Raw genomic sequence first — 17,285 nt, 5'->3', positions numbered from 1 at the left:
CCTGCGACGGCAAAGCCCGGCCAATCGTTTAGCCGATGGCGGACAGGACCTCGTCGATCGTCGTCGCGGTCACGCCGTGCCGGGCCAGCCGATCGAAAACCGCATCCCACCAGCGATCGAACATCGCCCGGTCGGCCGCATTGCGGACATAGGGCGTATGGCCCGGTTCCAGCGTCGGCGAGTGAAAGGAAAAGGTCAGCAGGCGGACCCCATCGGCCAACGCCCGGTCGATGCCCGCCAGCGCATCGCGTATCCCCACGCCTTCCGGCGTCAGGGGAATCCGGTTGAGCAACCCGGCCCGCGCCATCACGCCGCGCCCATGCGGCCAATGCCCCGCCCGGCGATAGAGGGCCGCGCCGCGTCGCCGGAGCAGGCCGGTATAGACGCTCGTCAGCGGCAGCTCGATCATCCCTTCGCGTCGGAAACCATGCGCATCGACGGCGCTGAAATCCATGCCGCCCGTCGCGCCATAATCGTGTAGCGCGCGCATCGAACTGTCGATCCGATAGCCCCGCTCCGCCAGCAGCGACAGTGAACAGGGGCCCAGTCCGTACCGGCCCGAACGGAAAATCCGCGGTTGCGTACCGAAGGAGGCGACGATCGCATCCGTCAGCGAATCGAGCTTGGCGATCTCAAGTCCGATCGGCAGATTGCCCGCATGGCTGGTAAACGGGTCGACAACCTCCTGATAAGGCGGCGTGACCCAGGCATGGAGCTGCGCGCCGATCTCCGACCGGCCGTCCGCCAGGCATTCCGACAGGATATCGACCGCCACCCGGTCGACCGCGACGGGATAATCGACCATGCAGGTCAATCCGACCCCGGCCTGGGCAAAGCGACGATGCGCTTCGCCAAAGGCCCGCATCGCCTTGGTCGAGCGGTGCCGCCGATCGAGCGGTGCCGTCCAGTCGAACTCCTCCTCGACATCGACCGTCACCAGGAAGCGCCGCCCGAAATCGGCGGGCCACGCTATCCGTTCGGCGGCGGCGGCGGCCTCGTGAAACCGGGGGCGAACGACGTCCGACACGGTCAGGCGATCGATGCCTGCCCTGCCCGCTGATCATCGCCGATGGGCAGCGCCAGGACGACGCGGTGCAGCCCGATGGTCAGCCCACCGCCCATCTCGGCACCCAGCTTGTCGATCAGGCGCAGCGAGAAGCCGGTGCCCAGCAAGGGCGCGCCATCGCGCTGTTCCTCGTCCCCGGCTTCGCTGAGCAGCGCGGCATCGGCCTCGACCGTCAGGGCAAGCGGGCGATCGATCCGCAACGCCGCCATACCCTGATCGACCGACAGGCTGGCAGTCAGGCGCTCACCGACCACGCAGTTCGACAGCAGCACCGAGAAGAGCCGCATCAGCAACCGCTCACAGGCCCGGTCGTCGGCCAGCGCCGCGATGGGCGAAGATGACGGATCGAACCGGATTTCCGCGCGACGCAGCTCCGCCAATGGCCGCAGATCGCCCAGCACGCGCTGAATCAGCGGCACGAGCGGCACGATCGTTGGGCGAAGTTCCAGCACATGGCCTTCGATCCGCGCGGCAGTGTCCAAATCCTCGACCGAAGCCAGCAGATCGGCGGCCATCGACCGGATCGCGCTGGCGCGGTCGCGGTAGACGGGCGCGACGGGGCCCAGCAACTCGCTCTCGATCAGTTCGGCAAAGCCCGCCACGGCGTTGGCGGGGGTGCGGAGCTCATGGACCAGCTGGCGCAGCGAATCGGACGACGATGTCTCGGGCGCCTTTTCGACGACATTGGCCATCTCGTCCCGGCGCGGGCGACGGCCGCTGCCGCGATAGCCAGCATAACGTCCGGAAACGGAGTCGAAAAACGGCATGGCGGACACCCGCCACGACCCCGCCGCCGCCGAACTGCCGCCAATCTCCAGCCGCGCATCGCGAAAGCCCGAACGACGGCGGAACGCGCCCATGGCGACGCCGTCAAACTGCGCCAGCCCCTGCATCGCGGTTTCGGCGATGCTGACCCCGACCAGCGGGCCGCGCGTCACGCCTTCGACACCCAGGATCAGGCCGTTGGCGTCGGTTTCGAAATCGAAATGGGCGGGCCCGGCATCGCTCTGCGTCGCGCCGGTCACTTCCTCGCGCCGCTGGTTGAAGGCATCGATTCGCGCGACGAGATCCGCGATCTCGTAACGTGGCGGCGCGGCGGGCGGCGGCGCGTGTCGCATCGCCTCGGCCATGAACGGCAGGCTTCGCGCCACCTGGCCCAAGGCGACGAAGGGTGTAGCGGCCTGGGTCGGCAACGGATCGAGCAGAACCGATAGCGGCGGCGCCTCTTCCTCGACGGGCATCTCGGCCTCGGCAAGGACAGGTGCTTCCGCTGCGGGCGCCTCGATAACCGGCTCCGGCGCCGGAGCCGTTTCTGCGGCAGGCGCGATAACCTGCGGCGCAGCCTCGGCCGGGACGTGCGGCAGGACGAAATCGACCGCCCCGAAGCTGTCCAGGCCCCGCACCACCGCATCCGACAGGTCGCGACGGTGACGCAGGATCGATCGGGTGCGCGGGGTCAGGCGTGGCAGGATCGCCAGCCAGTCGGCATCGTCGAGCTGCGCGACGCGCAGCACGGTAGCGGCGACGGCCAGCGCGTCCTCGGCAAAGAAGCCGACCAAAGCGGCGGGCGGCCGGCTGCTACAAAGGATGCGCGCGCTCGCGACACGTACCGCCTCGGGCACCGCGTCACGCAGCGCGGCAAGCCGCTCCAGCATGGCGGGATCGGCAGGTGCGCGGCCACGGCTTATCAGGTCGACCAGCTGCCGCCAGGCGGTCTGCGCGCCGAATGGCGTCGCAGTGTCGGCCGATAAAATCGTCGCCAGACTATCGTCGAACCGCACTGAGCTCCCTTCACGCATGGCATATCGGCCTACAGGCCTTTCGTTTAACGTCCTTATCCTTCCAACTGGTAACCTGCAAATATCCTTATCCGTGCCGTTGCAATGCCGGAGAATTGCGGTAGTGCGTAATTTTCTTATAGTGTGCCGTTCAAGAGCATAGGGATTCGGCTTTTTATGTGGAGTATTGTGTAATGGCGCTCGATCGCATCGATCGACAGATCCTGGCGCTGTTGCAGGCCGATGGCCGTATGACCAATGTGGAGCTTGCCGAGCGCGTCGGTTTGACCGCGCCACCCTGCCTGCGTCGCGTCCGCGCGCTGGAGGAAGCCGGGGCCATTCGCGGCTATCACGCCGATCTGGACGCCGCCCGGCTGGGCTTTCCGATCACCGTATTCGCGATGGTGTCGCTGCGCAGCCAGGCCGAGCATGACCTGGCGGCGTTCGAGGCCCATGTCGCCGGAATTCCCGAAGTGCGCGAATGCCATATGCTCAACGGCGAGATCGACTTCATCCTGAAGATCGTCGCGTCGGACCTGAAGAGCTTCCAGGAAATCCTGACCGGCCATCTGACGCCCGCCCCCAATGTCGCCAGCGTCAAGACATCGCTGACTATCCGCACCGCCAAGCAGGTGTCGGGGATTCCGATCGAAGCCGATTGATCCGGTTTCGGTGGCAATAAAAAGGCCGGTTCTCCGTTCTGGAGGACCGGCCTTTTTTATTGGCGTTGGCGCTTGGCCTTCGACTTCGCCCAGTGAAAAGGCCCGCACCGTTTCCAGTGCGGGCCTCCATTCCTTAGACCTGGGTCGCCAGCCAGGTGGTCCAGAAGCTCGCCAGATCGGCGCGCGGCGCGCCCTTGACGGCATCGAACGCGGCCTTGGCACCCGCCTTGTCGCCACCAGCAGCCAGCGCGATGCCGAGGCGCGTATTCACCTCATTGGCATCGACGCCGCCCTTTTGCAGCGCCAAGCGATAGAGCTCGGCCGCCTTGGCGTAGTTGCCCTGGCCATAATAGGCCTCGGCCGTCAGCGCGGCGAGCTTGCCGTCGCTGGCCGACTTGGCGCGCGCCTCGGTCGGGGCGAGCGAGCCTTCCTGGCGGCTCTTGGCTTCGGCGGCGGTCAGCATCGCCTTGGCGGTGGCGTTGCCAGCCGGGATCTTGCCGGTCGCCATGCCTTCCTTCAGCACGGTGGCTGCCTCGGCGGGCAGGCCCTTGTCCGTCGCATACTGCGCATATTCCATATAGTCGTTCTGGTCGGCCAGCGACTTGGACGCGCGCATCAGGCGGAACAGATCCAGCTTCTGGTTCTTGTCCAGCGTCGCCAGCGAACCCGGCTGCAGGCCATAGATGACCAGGGCGTTGCGCCAGTTCTGCGCGGTCGGATAGGCCGCGATCCACTTGCGCATCCAGCCCAGCGTCTCGGGCACCATCTTGGCCTTGTTGGCACGACCGATGGCGAACTTGTAATAGTCCTCCGGCGCCTTCTGGCCCGAGGCGTTCATCTGGTCGATCACCGAGGCGAGTTCGGCGTTGCCGCCCGCGACATCGCCCATTTCGATCTTCGACTTGACGATCAGCATCGGCAGGTTCGGATCGTTATAGCCGAGCTGCTTGGCCTGCTGGAAATATTGCAGCGCGATCGGATACTGCTTGCCGTTGAAGGCCAGCGCACCACGACGATAGACGTAGCGCGGCTTGTCGGCCGCCGGGGTCGACGGGCTGGCGATCAGCGCGTCAAGCGGCTTGGCGAGCACCGACTCGTCGATCGGCGCGTTGGGATTGGCCTGCTGCGCCGCGAAGAGCTTGCCCGATTCGAGCTCGTAGCGCATCGCCGCCGCGATATATTTGTCGTCCTCGGTCTTGGCCGCGGCTTCGACGGCCGCGATCAGCGGCTCGGCGGCGGCATAGTTCTTCTGCTGCAGCACCGGCTGGGCGGCCTGAGCGGCCTTCAGCGCTTCGGGGCTCAGCTTCAGACCGCCTGCTTCTTCCTTCTTCTTCTCGGCCGACGCGGGCGCGGTCAGCACGACGCTGCCCATGCCCGTCGCGAGCGCGGCCGCCAGCGCGAGCTTCGGTATGATTTTCATGCGAATTCTCTCCAAGAATACAGCCGGTCGGTCCGGGATCGTCGATGGCAGGCTTGATAGGGACAGCGCGCGTCCCGTTCAAGCAAAGCAATTGATGGATGCCCCCACTTATCCATCCCGCGCTGAACGCGGATTGAACGCGAACGCTCCCGGCGCTAGCCCGCGCGGCATGATCGCCGTCATCTCCCCCGCCAAGACGCTCGACTATCAGAGCCCCCTGCCCGACCTCGCGCCCACCATGCCGCACTTTGCCGAGGAGGCGATGGCACTGGCCAAGGCCGCCTCGGGGCTTGGCGAGGAAAAGCTCGCCTCGCTGATGCGCATTTCGCCCGCGCTGGCGCAACTGAATGCCGAACGCTTCCGCGATTTCCCGACCGCACCCGAGCGGCCCGCGATGTTCGCCTTTGCCGGCGACGTCTATACCGGGCTTGAGGCCAAGTCGCTCGACATGCCCGCCATCCTGTTCGCACAGGATCATTTGCGGATGCTGTCGGGGCTTTACGGCCTGCTCCGCCCGCTCGATGCGATGCGGCCCTATCGGCTGGAGATGGGCACGCGCTGGGCGCCGGGTGGCGGCAAGCTGACCGACTGGTGGGGCGACCGGATCGCAGAACGGCTGGCCCAGGAGGTCGAGACGGAAGGATCGGGCACGATCCTGAACCTCGCCAGCCAGGAATATTGGCATGCGGCCGAGGGCAAGCTGCCCACCTCGATCCGCGTCATCGCGGTCGATTTCCGCGAAGGCGACCGCTTCGTCAGCTTCCACGCCAAGAAGGCGCGCGGCGCGATGGCCCGCTGGATGATCGAGCACCACGTCACCGATACCGACGCCATGCGCGGCTTCGATAGCGACGGCTATGCGTTCGACGCCGAGGCAAGCACGCAGGACCTTTGGAGATTCGTGCGATGAGCGCGTGGAAGCGGGCGGTCGTCATCGGCGCCTCGGGCGGGATCGGCGGTGCGATCGCCGACGCGCTGGAGGAAGAAGGCGTGAGCGTCACGCGCTTTGCCCGTTCGAGCCCTGGTGACGGCCATATCGATATCGAGGACGAAGCCAGCATCGCCGCCGCCACCGCGCGGATCGCCAAGGGCCCCGCCCCCGATCTGGTGATCGTCGCAACCGGCCTGCTCCATGACGGCGAGCATGGTCCCGAAAAGGCGATCGACCAGCTTTCGCCCGAATGGCTGACGCGCAATTTCGCGGTCAATGCGATCGGCCCGGCGCTGGTCGCCAAGCATCTGCTGCCGCTGATGCCGCGCACCGGCAAGACGATCTTCGCCGCGCTCTCCGCCCGTGTCGGCTCGATCTCCGACAATCGGATGGGCGGCTGGTACGGCTATCGCGCGTCGAAGGCGGCGCTCAACCAGTTTATCCGCACGCTGGCGATCGAGCATAAGCGGCGCAACGACCGCTCGATCGTCGTCGCGCTGCATCCCGGCACGGTCGACACCGCGCTGTCCCAGCCGTTCCAGGGCAATGTCCGCCCCGGCGGGCTGTTCACGTCTGACCGCGCGGCGGTGCAGCTGCTCGACGTGATCGACGGGTTGAAGGCCCCCGACAGCGGCAAGCTGTTCGATTGGGAGGGCAAGGAGGTCCAGCCCTGATCCTCGCAGAGAGGGATGCAGGGAACGCCGCAATGACGAAATGCGTGAGCCCTCAGGCCCTCAAACAGCCTTAAACCCTTACCAAATCAACATTATGACAAGATGGTAACATCTGCGACATTCCTCGGAAACCGCTTACTCCTCATAAGGACATGGCTGGCCGCCGTTTACTCCCGTCGGCGGCCAGCGCCTCCAAAGTCCCGCGATCCTGCTGCCGAGGGGGGAGCATAGGCGTCGGGCCCATCCCCGCCGCCCCGTTCCGCGCCGTCACCGTTTCTCCCGAACGGCCGCTCGCGAATGGGTTGCGCGGGGGTGGTCAGGCGCTTTCCGCTGGGCTAGGAACGACAATTCCCATCTGACCATCAAGCCGGAAAGCAACAGACTTTGGCCGACGAGACGACCCTCGCGGAACCTTCCGATATTTCGACGATCTCCATCGTCGACGAGATGAAGTCGAGCTATCTCGACTATGCGATGAGCGTGATCGTGGCGCGTGCGCTGCCCGATGTGCGTGACGGCCTGAAGCCCGTCCATCGCCGTATCCTCTATTCGGCCGCCGAAAGCGGCTTCGTCGCGGGCAAGCCCTATCGCAAGTCGGCGCGCATCGTCGGTGACGTGATGGGTAAATACCATCCGCACGGCGACAGCGCGATCTACGACGCACTGGCCCGCATGGCGCAGGACTGGTCGATGCGCGTGCCGCTGATCGACGGCCAAGGCAATTTCGGCTCGATGGACCCCGATCCGCCCGCCGCGATGCGTTACACCGAGGCGCGTCTGGCCAAGGTCGCCAATTCGCTGCTCGACGATCTCGACAAGGACACGGTCGACTTCCAGCCCAACTATGACGGCTCGGAACGCGAACCCACGGTCCTGCCTGCCCAGTATCCGAACCTGCTGGTCAACGGCGCGGGCGGTATCGCGGTCGGCATGGCCACCAACATCCCGCCGCATAACCTGGGCGAGGTGGTCAATGCCTGTCTCGCGTACATGGAAAACGGCGCGATTACGGTCGAGGAACTGAACGAGATCGTCCCCGCCCCCGACTTCCCGACAGGCGCGCTGATCCTGGGCCGTTCGGGCGCGCGCTCGGCGTACCAGACCGGGCGCGGTTCGATCATCGTGCGTTCGCGCCACGAGATCGAGGAGATGCGCGGCGACCGCCGGGCCATCGTCCTCACCGAAATCCCCTATCAGCAGGGCAAGAACGCCCTGGTCGAGAAGATCGCCGAAGCCGCCAAGGAAAAGCGGATCGAGGGGATCAGCGACATTCGCGACGAGTCGAACCGCGAAGGCGTTCGCATCGTCATCGACCTGAAGCGCGATGCGACCCCGGAAGTCGTGCTCAACCAGCTCTGGCGGCACACCCCCGCCCAGACCAGCTTCCCGGCCAATATGCTTGCCATTCGCGGCGGGCGGCCCGAATTGCTGAACCTGCGCGATATCATCCAGGCCTTCGTCCAGTTCCGCGAGCAGGTCATCACCCGCCGCTCGAAGTTCGAACTGGCCAAGGCGCGCGAGCGGGCCCACATCTTGCTGGGCCTCGTCATCGCGGTGACGAACCTGGACGAGGTGGTGCGCATCATCCGCGGCTCGGCCTCGCCCGTCGCCGCGCGTGAAGCGCTGCTCGCCCGCGAATGGCCGATCGCCGAGATCGCGCCCTATATCCGGTTGGTCGAAGCGGTCGAGAGCGAAGGCTTTGGCGACACCTATCGCCTGTCGGAGACTCAGGTTCGCGCGATCCTCGACCTGCGCCTGCACCGCCTGACCGCGCTCGGCCGTGACGAGATCGGCGACGAGCTGAAGGGTCTGGCGGACTCGATCACCGAACTGCTCGAAATCCTCGCCAACCGCGTGAAGCTGTATGAGGTCATGCGCGGTGAGTTGGTGGTGATCCGCGACCAGTTCGCGACCCCGCGCCGCTCGGAAATCGCTGCCGCTGCCGACGGTATCGACGACGAGGACCTGATCGAGCGCGAGGACATGGTCGTCACCGTGACCATGCAGGGCTATATCAAGCGCACCCCGCTCGATGCCTTCCGCGCGCAGAACCGGGGCGGCAAGGGCCGGTCGGGCATGGCGACCAAGGACGAGGACGTCGTTACCGAGCTGTTCGTGACCAGCACCCACACGCCGGTCCTGTTCTTCTCGAACCATGGCAAGGTCTATCGCTACAAGGTCTGGCGTCTGCCCGAGGGTGGGCCCGCCACGCGCGGACGGCCGATGGTCAACCTGTTGCCGCTGGCACCGGGCGAGGTCATCTCGACCGTGTTGCCGCTGCCGGAGGACGAGGCGGAGTGGGGCGCGCTCCACGTCATGTTCGCCACCGCCAAGGGTGCGGTGCGCCGCAACTCGATGGATGCGTTCACCAACGTCCCCTCGAACGGCAAGATCGCGATGCGTTTCGAAGAGGGCAGCGAGGACCGGCTGATCGGCGTCGCGCTGCTCGGCGCCGAGGACGATGTGCTGCTCGCCACCCGTTGCGGCCGCGCGATCCGCTTCGCCGCCGACGATGTGCGCGAGTTCCAGAGCCGCACCTCGACCGGCGTGCGCGGCATCGCGCTCAAGGGCGAGGACGAAGTTATCTCGCTCTCGGTCCTGCACCGCGTCGGCACCACCCAGGAAGAACGCGAGGCCTACCTCCGCTTCGCCCCCTGGAAGGGCGAGAAGGAAGGCGAGCCCGAACTGTCGGTCGAACGCTATGAGGAGCTGCGCAACTCCGAGCAGTTCATCCTGACCGTCTGCGCCAATGGCTATGGCAAGCTGTCCTCGGCCTATGAATATCGCCGCACCGGTCGCGGTGGTCAGGGCATCACCAATATCGACAATATCGCCCGCAACGGCGATGTCGTCGCCAGCTTCCCGGCGTCCAAGGGACATCAGCTAATGCTGGTGACCGATCAGGCCAAGCTGATCCGCATGTCGCTGGCGAGCTTGCGCGTCATCGGACGCGGCTCGGCGGGTCTGCGGCTCTTCAACGTCGCGGCGGGCGAGCATGTCGTCTCGGCCGCGCGTATCGAGGAAACCGAGGAGGATGCCGAGATGAACCTGGCCGACGGCACCCCCGACATCGCACCCGAGCCGGATGCGGTCGTCGGCGAGAACCTGGCGGCGGGCCCGGAGGATGGCGAATGAGCCGCCCCGCCACCGCCTATAAGGTACTGACCGCCGATCAGATGGCGGTGCTGGAAAAAGAGGGCGTCTTTGCGGGCGCACCGGTGGATGTGGCCGATGGCTATATCCACCTGTCCACCGCGGCGCAGTTGACCGAGACGGTCGACAAGCACTTCGCCGGCCAGACCGACCTGCATATCGCAGGCGTCGATCTGGAGGCGATGGGCGAGGCGGTGAAATGGGAAGAAAGCCGGGGTGGCCAACTCTTCCCGCATCTCTACGCCCCGCTGCCGCTGGTGGCGGTCATCGCCTATGGCCCGATGGAGCGGGACGAGGACGGATCGGTACGGCTGCCCATTACCGGCTGACGCCGAACGATATCATGGATGAAGGATGTTTCGTCATCGAAACGTCACCTATTCCTAACACCGCCTTTACGCTCTCCTTCTAAAACGGGCGGCCATGAAGCCGCCCGTTTTCTCATCCTGGACAGCCGATGGCGAAAGTCCGGCGATCGCGACCGATGCGTCGTTGATCGACGCGATCGCGCTGTTCCGGCAATATCCGGACATGCGGCTGCTTCCCGTGCTGGATGCCGAACGGCGGCCGGTCGGCGCGATCACCGAGCGCGATGTGAAGGCGCTGCTCTACAATCCCTTTGGCCATGCGCTGCTCCACAATCCGGATTTCGGCGCCAGCCTGACCGCCTATATCCGCCCGCATCCCTGTTGCGATGAGAATGCGCCGCTGGCCGAGAAGCTGGCGCTGCATGCCGATTGGGGTGCCCCCGACGCGCTGATCCTGACGTCGCGGGGAATTTTCGTCGGGTTGCTGGAGGCCGCCAGGATCGCGCGGATGGCCGCCGATGCGCAGATGGCACTGGCGCAGGAGCGTCTGGCGCGAGCCCAGCGGATCGATCAGGCCGCGCGTTTCTTCACCGCCGACATCGCCGCGCTGACCGAAACGCTGCTGCGTGCAACGGGCGATATGGGTCGGATGGCCAGCGATCTGGCCCGCTATGCCAGCGAAACCATGCTCGGCGCGGACCGGATGACCAAGGATATGGCCGATACCGGCGCGGCGCTCGGCGATATCGCGGCGCGGGGCCGTAGCCTGGCCACCGCCTTTGCCGATATCACCCGTGACATGGATCAGGCGGACAGCATTCGCGAAGCCGTCCGTACCCGTATCGCCGCCACCGACGACCGGGCCGAGGCATTGGCCGCCGGTGCCAGCACGATCGACACGCTCCTATCGCTGATCGAGAATGTCGCCGCGCGCACCAATCTGCTCGCCCTGAACGCCGCGATCGAGGCGGCGCGGGCGGGCGAAGCCGGACGCGGCTTCGCGGTCGTCGCGCACGAGGTTAAGGCACTGGCCGGACAGACCCGCGAAGCCGCGCGCGATGCCGCCCGCAATGTCGGCGCCGTGAAGGACAATATCCACGCGCTGGTCGCCGAACAGGTGCAGCTCAACCGCAAGGTCGATGCGATCGGCAATATCTCCCAATCGATCGACGAGGCCGTCGCGGCGCAAGGGCTCGCGACGACCGCGATCGCGACCAATGTCGAGCAATCGGTCGTCTCCGCCGATCGCATCGGCCAACAGGTCCAGCAGATCCAACAGGATGCGACCCGGATCGATCAGGACGCCGGATCGCTCCTGACCCTGGCCGAAGCGCTGGAGCGAACGATCGAGCACCTCCGCGACCGGAGCGCCGCCTTCGTCGCGACCGTCGCCTGATCGATCAGACGTAGAGGTCGACCACCGTCATATCCTGCCCCACCGCCTCCAGCAGCAGGGTCCGGTGGCAATGGCAAGGATCGCGCTCATAGCAGAGCAAGGCGCTGGGCTTGTCACGCGCCAGATCGAGCATCCGTTCGGCCGCGACCTGTGCCTCGGGCAGCGCGAGTTGATGGTCGTACACCTCCCGCAGCGTGCCGACATCGCCCTTCTTGGCCGCATCGCGCCCCCGCTTGGGGGTGCCGAGGTCCTTCAGATGGACATAGTCGATCCCAGCTTCCTTCAACGCGGCGGCGAGCGGCGATTTGGAGAAGCCCGGTCGCCGCGACAGGGGCAGCGCCCGGACATCGATCAGCCGCTCGACCCCGGCCTGTTTCAGCGTCGCCAGAAAGCCGTCGACGGTCGCGCCCTCATATCCGATGGTGAAGATGGTGGTCATGAAGGGCAAGTGGGGTGCCGCACGGGTCACGCCAAGTCCTTCCACCCGGCGGTTTACCGGTCTAAAGCCCGGCGATGACGTATGACATTCATGTGATCGGCGGCGGCCTGGCCGGGTCCGAAGCCGCGTGGCAACTGGCCGAGGCGGGGCTGAAGGTACGCCTGTCGGAAATGCGCGGCGGGGCGGACACGACGCCTGCCCATCATGGCGGCGATCTGGCCGAGCTGGTATGCTCCAATTCCTTCCGGTCGGACGATGCGACTTCCAACGCGGTCGGCCTGCTGCATCAGGAGATGCGCGCGCTCGGTTCGATCATCATGGCCAAGGGGGACACCCATGCGGTGCCCGCCGGTTCGGCGCTGGCCGTCGACCGTGACGGCTTTTCGGGCGGGGTGACGGCGGCGCTTGAGGCGCATCCCAACATCACCATCGTCCGCGAGCGCATCGACGCGCTGCCAGAGGGGCCGGCGATCATCGCGACCGGCCCGCTGACCGCGCCGTCCTTGGCGGGCGGCATCGGTGAGGCGACGGGTGCCGAGGCGCTGGCCTTTTTCGACGCGATCGCCCCCATCGTCCACCGCGAGTCGATCGACATGGACGTCGCCTGGTTCCAGAGCCGCTGGAACAAGGGCACGGGCAAGGACTACATCAACTGCCCGATGGACAAGGAGCAATATTACGCCTTCCATCAGGCGCTGCTCGACGGTGAGAAGACCGAGTTCCGCGAGTGGGAAAAGGACACGCCCTATTTCGACGGCTGTATGCCGGTCGAGGTGATGGCCGAGCGCGGGGTCGAGACGCTGCGCTTCGGGCCGATGAAGGGCGTCGGGCTGGACGATCCGCGCACCGGGCGCTGGCCCTATGCCGTCGTCCAACTGCGCCAGGACAATGCGGCGGGGACGCTTTGGAACATCGTCGGTTTCCAGACCAAGCTGAAATATGCCGAGCAGATCCGCATCTTCCGCACCATTCCCGGCCTGGAAAAGGCCGAGTTCGCGCGGCTGGGCGGACTGCACCGCAACACCTTCATCCGCTCGCCCGAATTGCTCGACGCGACCTTGCGGCTGAAGTCGCGGCCGAACCTGCGTTTCGCGGGCCAGATCACCGGGTGCGAGGGTTATATCGAGAGCGCGGCGATCGGCCTGCTCGCCGGGCGGTTCGCCGCCGCCGAGCTGACCGGTAAGATCATTGCGCCGCCGCCGGTCGAGACGGCGCTGGGCGCGCTGCTCGGCCACATCACGGGCCTCGCGGAGGCCGAGACCTATCAGCCGATGAACGTCAATTTCGGCCTGTTCCCGCCCATCCCCGGCAGGACCAAGAAGGCCGACCGCAAGCGGATGTACACCGACCGCGCGCGCGAGGCACTGCCCGGCTGGCTCAACTCTCTTCCGCCGGGGCCGCCTCCGGTGCCTCAGCCGATGCCGTTCGTGCCGGAGGACAGTCCCGCCGAACAGCCGGTCGACGCTTGACGGCGGTGGTGGCGAACTCGGCCGCGTTCATCGTGCCCGACCTGTCATGGTCAGCGGTGGCGAATTTGGTCGTGGCCTTGATCGCCCATTCGTCGAAGCTCAGCTTCCCGTCGCCGTCGCGGTCCAGCTTGGCATAGGCCTTGCGCCGCGCGGCGAGATATTCCTCGCGTGTGATCGTGCCGTCGCGGTCCTTGTCGTAACGGTCGAAACGCTTCTGCTCGCGGGTTTTTGCCGACGCTTCAGGTAAGGGCGCGTCGTCCTCGGCGGTTTGCGCAGGCGCGCTCGCCGCGGCGCTGGCGGCGGGAAGCGGGGACGGAGCATCCGGGCGGCTGCCCCACAGGAACATACCTGCCCCCACCAGCACGAGCGTGCCCAAGCCACCAGCCAGATAGCGCCACATCTTCGTCTCCCCCCGTCAGACGGACTATGGTTAACCGGGGTTGGGGATGAGCGGCAAGGGATTCCCTTGGCCTTCGACTTCGCTCAGGCTGAAAGGGGGTTGGTATTGACTGACCCATCCCCCATTCGCTCCACCCCGGCGTAGGCCGGGGTCCAGTCTCCGCAAAGTCGGTGGCGCGCTCCTCATTCGCTTGGGAAGCAAAGGCCCAGCGCCTTCGATAAGGCAGCGTAACTGGACCCCGGCCTTCGCCGGGGTAGGAAGTTGGGACGACTGGTCAGCGTCCCGTCAGACCGTGCCACGCCAACCGCGCAGCGCGCATCGGGTGGCCGGGCAGACGATCCGGATGGCGCAGGCTTTCGCGCGCCAGAACGGCCAAACCGCTCAAACCCCGAACCGGCTTGGGTGATTTCGACGCCAGCACCGCATCAAGGTTCGACACAGCCGCAGCCCCGATTTGCGCACGGGTCGCATCATCGGAAACATGCTGCGCCAGATCGGCCTTGGCCCAGCCTGCCCCCAGCGGCGCCGTCCCCGATTGCCCCAACAGCCGCCCGACGCTCGCAAACAACACGCCACCCCGCGCCTCGGCATGGCGCGCGATCCGTTCATCATCCAGCGGCGTGCCATCATCGAGCAGCGCCTCCCACCCCTCGATCATCGGCGCGAGGTCCGCTCCCCGCACACCGCCGGGCAGCACGGACGCTGCCAGCCGCTGCAACACGGGATGCGCGGGCGCGGCCTCATGATCGAGCTTTTCCAGCGCCTCATACCACCAGGTCAACCGCATCTGGCCGATCATCGGCTCGGTCGTGCTTTGCAGGATCGAGGCGAGTTGATGATCGAGGTCGAGCAACGCCGCGAAGCCCTCCCGCACCGCTGCTGGCGCATAACCCACCGCCAGCGCTTGTTCGCGCATCACCGCGTCGACGGCGGGCGGCGGCGTGTTGGATGCAGGAGAGTCGGTCATCCCCTGCCATTCGCACAGGTGGCGCCCACGAAAAAGGGGCCTCCCGGCTCCCCGGAAGGCCCCTTTCAAACCAAAAGGTTACCTCACGGCTTAGCCGCGATAGGTGACCTTCTTGACCGCCGCGACGACCTTGTTCGCGTCGACCAGCGCCAGCTTTTCGAGGTTGGCGGCGTAAGGCAGCGGCACGTCCTCGTTGGTCACGCGCAGCACCGGCGCGTCGAGGTCGTCAAAGCCCTCTTCCATCACGACAGCGGTGATTTCCGACGCGATCGAGCAGGTGGGCCAGCCTTCCTCGACCACGACCAGACGGTTGGTCTTGGCCAGCGACTTCAGCACCGTCTTGGTGTCGAGCGGGCGCAGCGTGCGCAGGTCGATGACCTCCGCGTCGATGCCCTCACCGGCCAGCTTTTCGGCGGCTTCGAGCGCGACGCCCACGCCGATCGAGTAGGACACGAGGGTCACGTCCTTGCCCTCGCGCATGATCCGCGCCTTGCCGATCGGCAGGACGAAATCGTCGAGCTTGGGCACGTCGAACGAGCGGCCGTACATCAGTTCGTTTTCGAGGAAGACGACCGGGTCTTCCGAGCGGATCGCCGCCTTCAGCAGGCCCTTGGCATCGGCCGCGTCATAGGGCGCGATCACGATCAGGCCGGGGACGCTCGCGTACCACGGGCCGTAATTCTGCGAGTGCTGCGCGCCGACGCGGCTGGCGGCACCGTTGGGACCACGGAACACGATCGGGCAGCGCATCTGGCCGCCGGACATATAGTTGGTCTTGGCGGCCGAGTTGATGATGTGGTCGATCGCCTGCATGGCGAAGTTGAACGTCATGAACTCGATGACCGGGCGCAGGCCGCCCATGGCCGCACCCGTGCCGACACCGGCAAAGCCGTACTCGGTGATCGGCGTGTCGATGACGCGGCGGTCGCCGAACTCGTCTAGCAGGCCCTGCGTCACCTTGTACGCGCCCTGATACTGGGCGACTTCCTCGCCCATCACGAAGACACGGTCGTCGGCGCGCATTTCCTCGGCCATCGCGTCGCGCAGCGCTTCGCGGACGGTGAGCTTCACCATCTCGGTGCCTTCCGGGATTTCCGGCGAGGCGGGCGCTTCCTGCTCGGCGCTAGCGACCAGCTTCTGGGTACCGCTTTCCTGTTCGGCGGCGGCCGCACCTTCCGGCATCGGCGGCGCGTTGTGATCGGTCGCCTCGTTCTTCGGCGCGGCATTGGCCGCATCGCCCGAACGCGAACCCGACGCGGCGGCGGTCGAGACGTCCTCGCCCTCTTCGGCCAGCAGCGCGATGGCGGTGCCAACCTTCACATTGTCGGTGCCCTCGGCGACCATGATCTTGGCGATCACGCCTTCATCGACGGCTTCGAATTCCATCGTCGCCTTGTCGGTCTCGATCTCGGCCATGATGTCGCCGGACTTGACCGTATCGCCTTCCTTCACCAGCCACTTGGCGAGCGTGCCCTCTTCCATCGTCGGGGACAGGGCCGGCATCTTGATCTCGATCGCCATCTCAGTAACGCTCCACCAGCACTTCAGTGTAGAGTTCAGCCACATCGGGCTCGGGGGTCTGCTCGGCGAAGTCGGCCGCCTCGTTGACCTGCTTGCGGATATCCTGCTCCAGGGCCTTCAGATCGGCCTCGGTCACGCCCTGTGCTTCGAGCAGCTTCTTGACGTGATCGATCGGGTCCGACTTGTCGCGCACGCCCTGCACTTCCTCGCGGCTGCGATACTTGGCGGGGTCGGACATGGAGTGACCGCGATAGCGATAGGTCTTCATCTCCAGGATCACCGGACCCTTGCCCGCGCGGACCCAGGCCAACGCCTCTTCGGCCGCGCCACGGCAGGCCAGCACATCCATGCCGTCGACCTGGATGCCGGGGATGCGGAAGCTCTCGCCACGGCGATACAGCTGATCCTCGGACGAGGCGCGGTTGACGGCCGTGCCCATGGCATATTGGTTGTTCTCGATCACGAAGATGATCGGGAGCTTCCACAGCTCGGCCATGTTGAAGCTCTCGTACACCTGGCCCTGATTGGCCGCACCGTCGCCGAAATAGGCGAGGCAGACGCCGCCATCATTGCTGTACTTGTGCCCGAACGCCAGGCCGGTGCCCAGCGACACCTGCGCGCCGACGATGCCGTGGCCGCCATAGAATTTATGCTCGGTCGAGAACATGTGCATCGACCCGCCCTTGCCCTTGGAGATGCCGGCGGCACGCCCCGTGAGCTCGGCCATGATGACCTTGGGATCGATGCCGTAAGCCAGCATATGGCCATGGTCGCGATATCCGGTGATCACCGAATCCTTGTCGCCATCGAGCGCCGACTGCAGGCCCACCGCCACGGCTTCCTGGCCGATATACAGGTGGCAGAAACCGCCGATCAGGCCGAGGCCATAGAGCTGGCCCGCCTTTTCTTCGAAGCGACGGATCAGGAGCATCTGCTTGTAGAAATCCAGCAACTGTTCCTTGGTAGCCTGGAACGGTTGCGGTTCGGCGGGACGCTCCCGATTGGGGATGGGGGGCTCGCTGGTACGGCTTGGAGCTTTTGCCACAGTCGGGAACACCTTTGTTTCCGTTAGGGAAGGATGGGAGCCTATTGGCGCGCTTT

15 protein-coding genes are annotated in these 17,285 nt (G+C 66.0%); 7 read left to right on the top strand and 8 right to left on the bottom strand.

Annotation, left to right across the window (positions count from 1 at the left end):
• Nucleotides 1-28: 28 nt before the first annotated feature.
• Nucleotides 29-1,027 carry a polysaccharide deacetylase family protein gene (locus U1H82_RS16000; protein WP_322965940.1) on the bottom strand — a complete coding sequence of 333 codons (999 nt, stop codon included), beginning with the start codon at nucleotides 1,025-1,027 and terminating at the stop codon, nucleotides 29-31.
• A gap of 2 nt (nucleotides 1,028-1,029) precedes the next feature.
• Nucleotides 1,030-2,847: a sensor histidine kinase gene (locus tag U1H82_RS15995; RefSeq protein ID WP_322965939.1), complete on the bottom strand. Its 1,818-nt coding sequence runs from the start codon at nucleotides 2,845-2,847 to the stop codon at nucleotides 1,030-1,032.
• A 191-nt stretch (nucleotides 2,848-3,038) separates the two neighbouring features.
• Here U1H82_RS15995 and U1H82_RS15990 point away from each other — a divergent pair, with 191 nt between their 5' ends.
• The gene (locus U1H82_RS15990; protein WP_042487895.1) at nucleotides 3,039-3,506 is read left to right on the top strand and encodes an Lrp/AsnC family transcriptional regulator; all 468 of its coding nucleotides are present in this window, start codon (nucleotides 3,039-3,041) and stop codon (nucleotides 3,504-3,506) included.
• A gap of 133 nt (nucleotides 3,507-3,639) precedes the next feature.
• On the opposite strand, the gene U1H82_RS15985 is transcribed toward U1H82_RS15990, so the two are convergent.
• On the bottom strand, nucleotides 3,640-4,926 hold the full coding sequence (locus tag U1H82_RS15985) for a hypothetical protein (protein WP_322965938.1): 1,287 nt from the start codon (nucleotides 4,924-4,926) through the stop codon (nucleotides 3,640-3,642).
• Between the two features lie 169 nt (nucleotides 4,927-5,095).
• Here U1H82_RS15985 and U1H82_RS15980 point away from each other — a divergent pair, with 169 nt between their 5' ends.
• From U1H82_RS15980 to U1H82_RS15960, 5 genes are all read left to right on the top strand, one after another.
• The gene (locus U1H82_RS15980; RefSeq protein ID WP_322965937.1) at nucleotides 5,096-5,836 is read left to right on the top strand and encodes a YaaA family protein; all 741 of its coding nucleotides are present in this window, start codon (nucleotides 5,096-5,098) and stop codon (nucleotides 5,834-5,836) included.
• Complete coding sequence (locus tag U1H82_RS15975; protein WP_322965936.1) at nucleotides 5,833-6,531, top strand: SDR family NAD(P)-dependent oxidoreductase; 699 nt, start codon at nucleotides 5,833-5,835, stop codon at nucleotides 6,529-6,531. The genes U1H82_RS15980 and U1H82_RS15975 overlap by 4 nt, the downstream gene beginning before the upstream one ends.
• Nucleotides 6,532-6,915: 384 nt before the next feature.
• The gene (gene gyrA, locus U1H82_RS15970) at nucleotides 6,916-9,666 is read left to right on the top strand and encodes a DNA gyrase subunit A (RefSeq protein ID WP_322965935.1); all 2,751 of its coding nucleotides are present in this window, start codon (nucleotides 6,916-6,918) and stop codon (nucleotides 9,664-9,666) included.
• Nucleotides 9,663-10,013, top strand: coding sequence for a DUF952 domain-containing protein (locus tag U1H82_RS15965; protein ID WP_322965934.1), 351 nt, complete (start codon nucleotides 9,663-9,665; stop codon nucleotides 10,011-10,013). The genes gyrA and U1H82_RS15965 overlap by 4 nt, the downstream gene beginning before the upstream one ends.
• A 94-nt stretch (nucleotides 10,014-10,107) precedes the next feature.
• Nucleotides 10,108-11,388 carry a methyl-accepting chemotaxis protein gene (locus U1H82_RS15960; RefSeq protein ID WP_322965933.1) on the top strand — a complete coding sequence of 427 codons (1,281 nt, stop codon included), beginning with the start codon at nucleotides 10,108-10,110 and terminating at the stop codon, nucleotides 11,386-11,388.
• Between the two features lie 4 nt (nucleotides 11,389-11,392).
• On the opposite strand, the gene U1H82_RS15955 is transcribed toward U1H82_RS15960, so the two are convergent.
• The gene (locus tag U1H82_RS15955; protein ID WP_322966034.1) at nucleotides 11,393-11,827 is read right to left on the bottom strand and encodes a DUF488 domain-containing protein; all 435 of its coding nucleotides are present in this window, start codon (nucleotides 11,825-11,827) and stop codon (nucleotides 11,393-11,395) included.
• Nucleotides 11,828-11,901: 74 nt separating this feature from the next.
• Here U1H82_RS15955 and trmFO point away from each other — a divergent pair, with 74 nt between their 5' ends.
• A complete protein-coding gene (gene trmFO / locus U1H82_RS15950) occupies nucleotides 11,902-13,296 on the top strand; it encodes a methylenetetrahydrofolate--tRNA-(uracil(54)-C(5))-methyltransferase (FADH(2)-oxidizing) TrmFO (protein WP_322965932.1) in 1,395 nt (464 codons plus the stop codon).
• Here trmFO and U1H82_RS15945 read toward each other — a convergent pair.
• The 4 genes from U1H82_RS15945 to pdhA all read right to left on the bottom strand — a co-directional run bounded on the left by U1H82_RS15945 (nucleotide 13,205) and on the right by pdhA (nucleotide 17,229).
• Nucleotides 13,205-13,696 (bottom strand): EF-hand domain-containing protein, encoded by a 492-nt coding sequence (locus U1H82_RS15945; protein ID WP_322965930.1) that lies wholly within the window; start codon nucleotides 13,694-13,696, stop codon nucleotides 13,205-13,207. The two genes, trmFO and U1H82_RS15945, sit on opposite strands and share 92 nt — an antisense overlap.
• A gap of 274 nt (nucleotides 13,697-13,970) precedes the next feature.
• The gene (locus U1H82_RS15940; RefSeq protein ID WP_322965929.1) at nucleotides 13,971-14,663 is read right to left on the bottom strand and encodes a squalene/phytoene synthase family protein; all 693 of its coding nucleotides are present in this window, start codon (nucleotides 14,661-14,663) and stop codon (nucleotides 13,971-13,973) included.
• A 90-nt stretch (nucleotides 14,664-14,753) separates the two neighbouring features.
• Nucleotides 14,754-16,184: a pyruvate dehydrogenase complex E1 component subunit beta gene (locus U1H82_RS15935; RefSeq protein ID WP_322965928.1), complete on the bottom strand. Its 1,431-nt coding sequence runs from the start codon at nucleotides 16,182-16,184 to the stop codon at nucleotides 14,754-14,756.
• Nucleotide 16,185: 1 nt separating this feature from the next.
• Entirely contained in the window at nucleotides 16,186-17,229 is a 1,044-nt protein-coding gene (gene pdhA, locus U1H82_RS15930; protein WP_322965927.1) for a pyruvate dehydrogenase (acetyl-transferring) E1 component subunit alpha, read from the bottom strand.
• Between the last annotated feature and the right edge of the window lie 56 nt (nucleotides 17,230-17,285).

Source organism: Sphingomonas fuzhouensis, from assembly GCF_034659795.1.
Taxonomy (GTDB): domain Bacteria; phylum Pseudomonadota; class Alphaproteobacteria; order Sphingomonadales; family Sphingomonadaceae; genus Sphingomonas; species Sphingomonas fuzhouensis.
This window is presented reverse-complemented; position numbering and strand designations above follow the sequence as displayed.

Bases quoted from the DNA above. Each gene is read 5' to 3' on its own strand.
- U1H82_RS15990 (WP_042487895.1), top strand. From the start codon at position 3,039: ATGGCGCTCGATCGCATCGATCGACAGATCCTGGCGCTGTTGCAGGCC.
- U1H82_RS15985 (WP_322965938.1), bottom strand. From the start codon at position 4,926: ATGAAAATCATACCGAAGCTCGCGCTGGCGGCCGCGCTCGCGACGGGC.
- U1H82_RS15980 (WP_322965937.1), top strand. From the start codon at position 5,096: ATGATCGCCGTCATCTCCCCCGCCAAGACGCTCGACTATCAGAGCCCC.
- U1H82_RS15975 (WP_322965936.1), top strand. From the start codon at position 5,833: ATGAGCGCGTGGAAGCGGGCGGTCGTCATCGGCGCCTCGGGCGGGATC.
- U1H82_RS15965 (WP_322965934.1), top strand. From the start codon at position 9,663: ATGAGCCGCCCCGCCACCGCCTATAAGGTACTGACCGCCGATCAGATG.
- U1H82_RS15960 (WP_322965933.1), top strand. From the start codon at position 10,108: ATGAAGCCGCCCGTTTTCTCATCCTGGACAGCCGATGGCGAAAGTCCG.
- U1H82_RS15955 (WP_322966034.1), bottom strand. From the start codon at position 11,827: ATGACCACCATCTTCACCATCGGATATGAGGGCGCGACCGTCGACGGC.
- trmFO (WP_322965932.1), top strand. From the start codon at position 11,902: ATGACGTATGACATTCATGTGATCGGCGGCGGCCTGGCCGGGTCCGAA.
- U1H82_RS15945 (WP_322965930.1), bottom strand. From the start codon at position 13,696: ATGTGGCGCTATCTGGCTGGTGGCTTGGGCACGCTCGTGCTGGTGGGG.
- U1H82_RS15940 (WP_322965929.1), bottom strand. From the start codon at position 14,663: ATGACCGACTCTCCTGCATCCAACACGCCGCCGCCCGCCGTCGACGCG.
- U1H82_RS15935 (WP_322965928.1), bottom strand. From the start codon at position 16,184: ATGGCGATCGAGATCAAGATGCCGGCCCTGTCCCCGACGATGGAAGAG.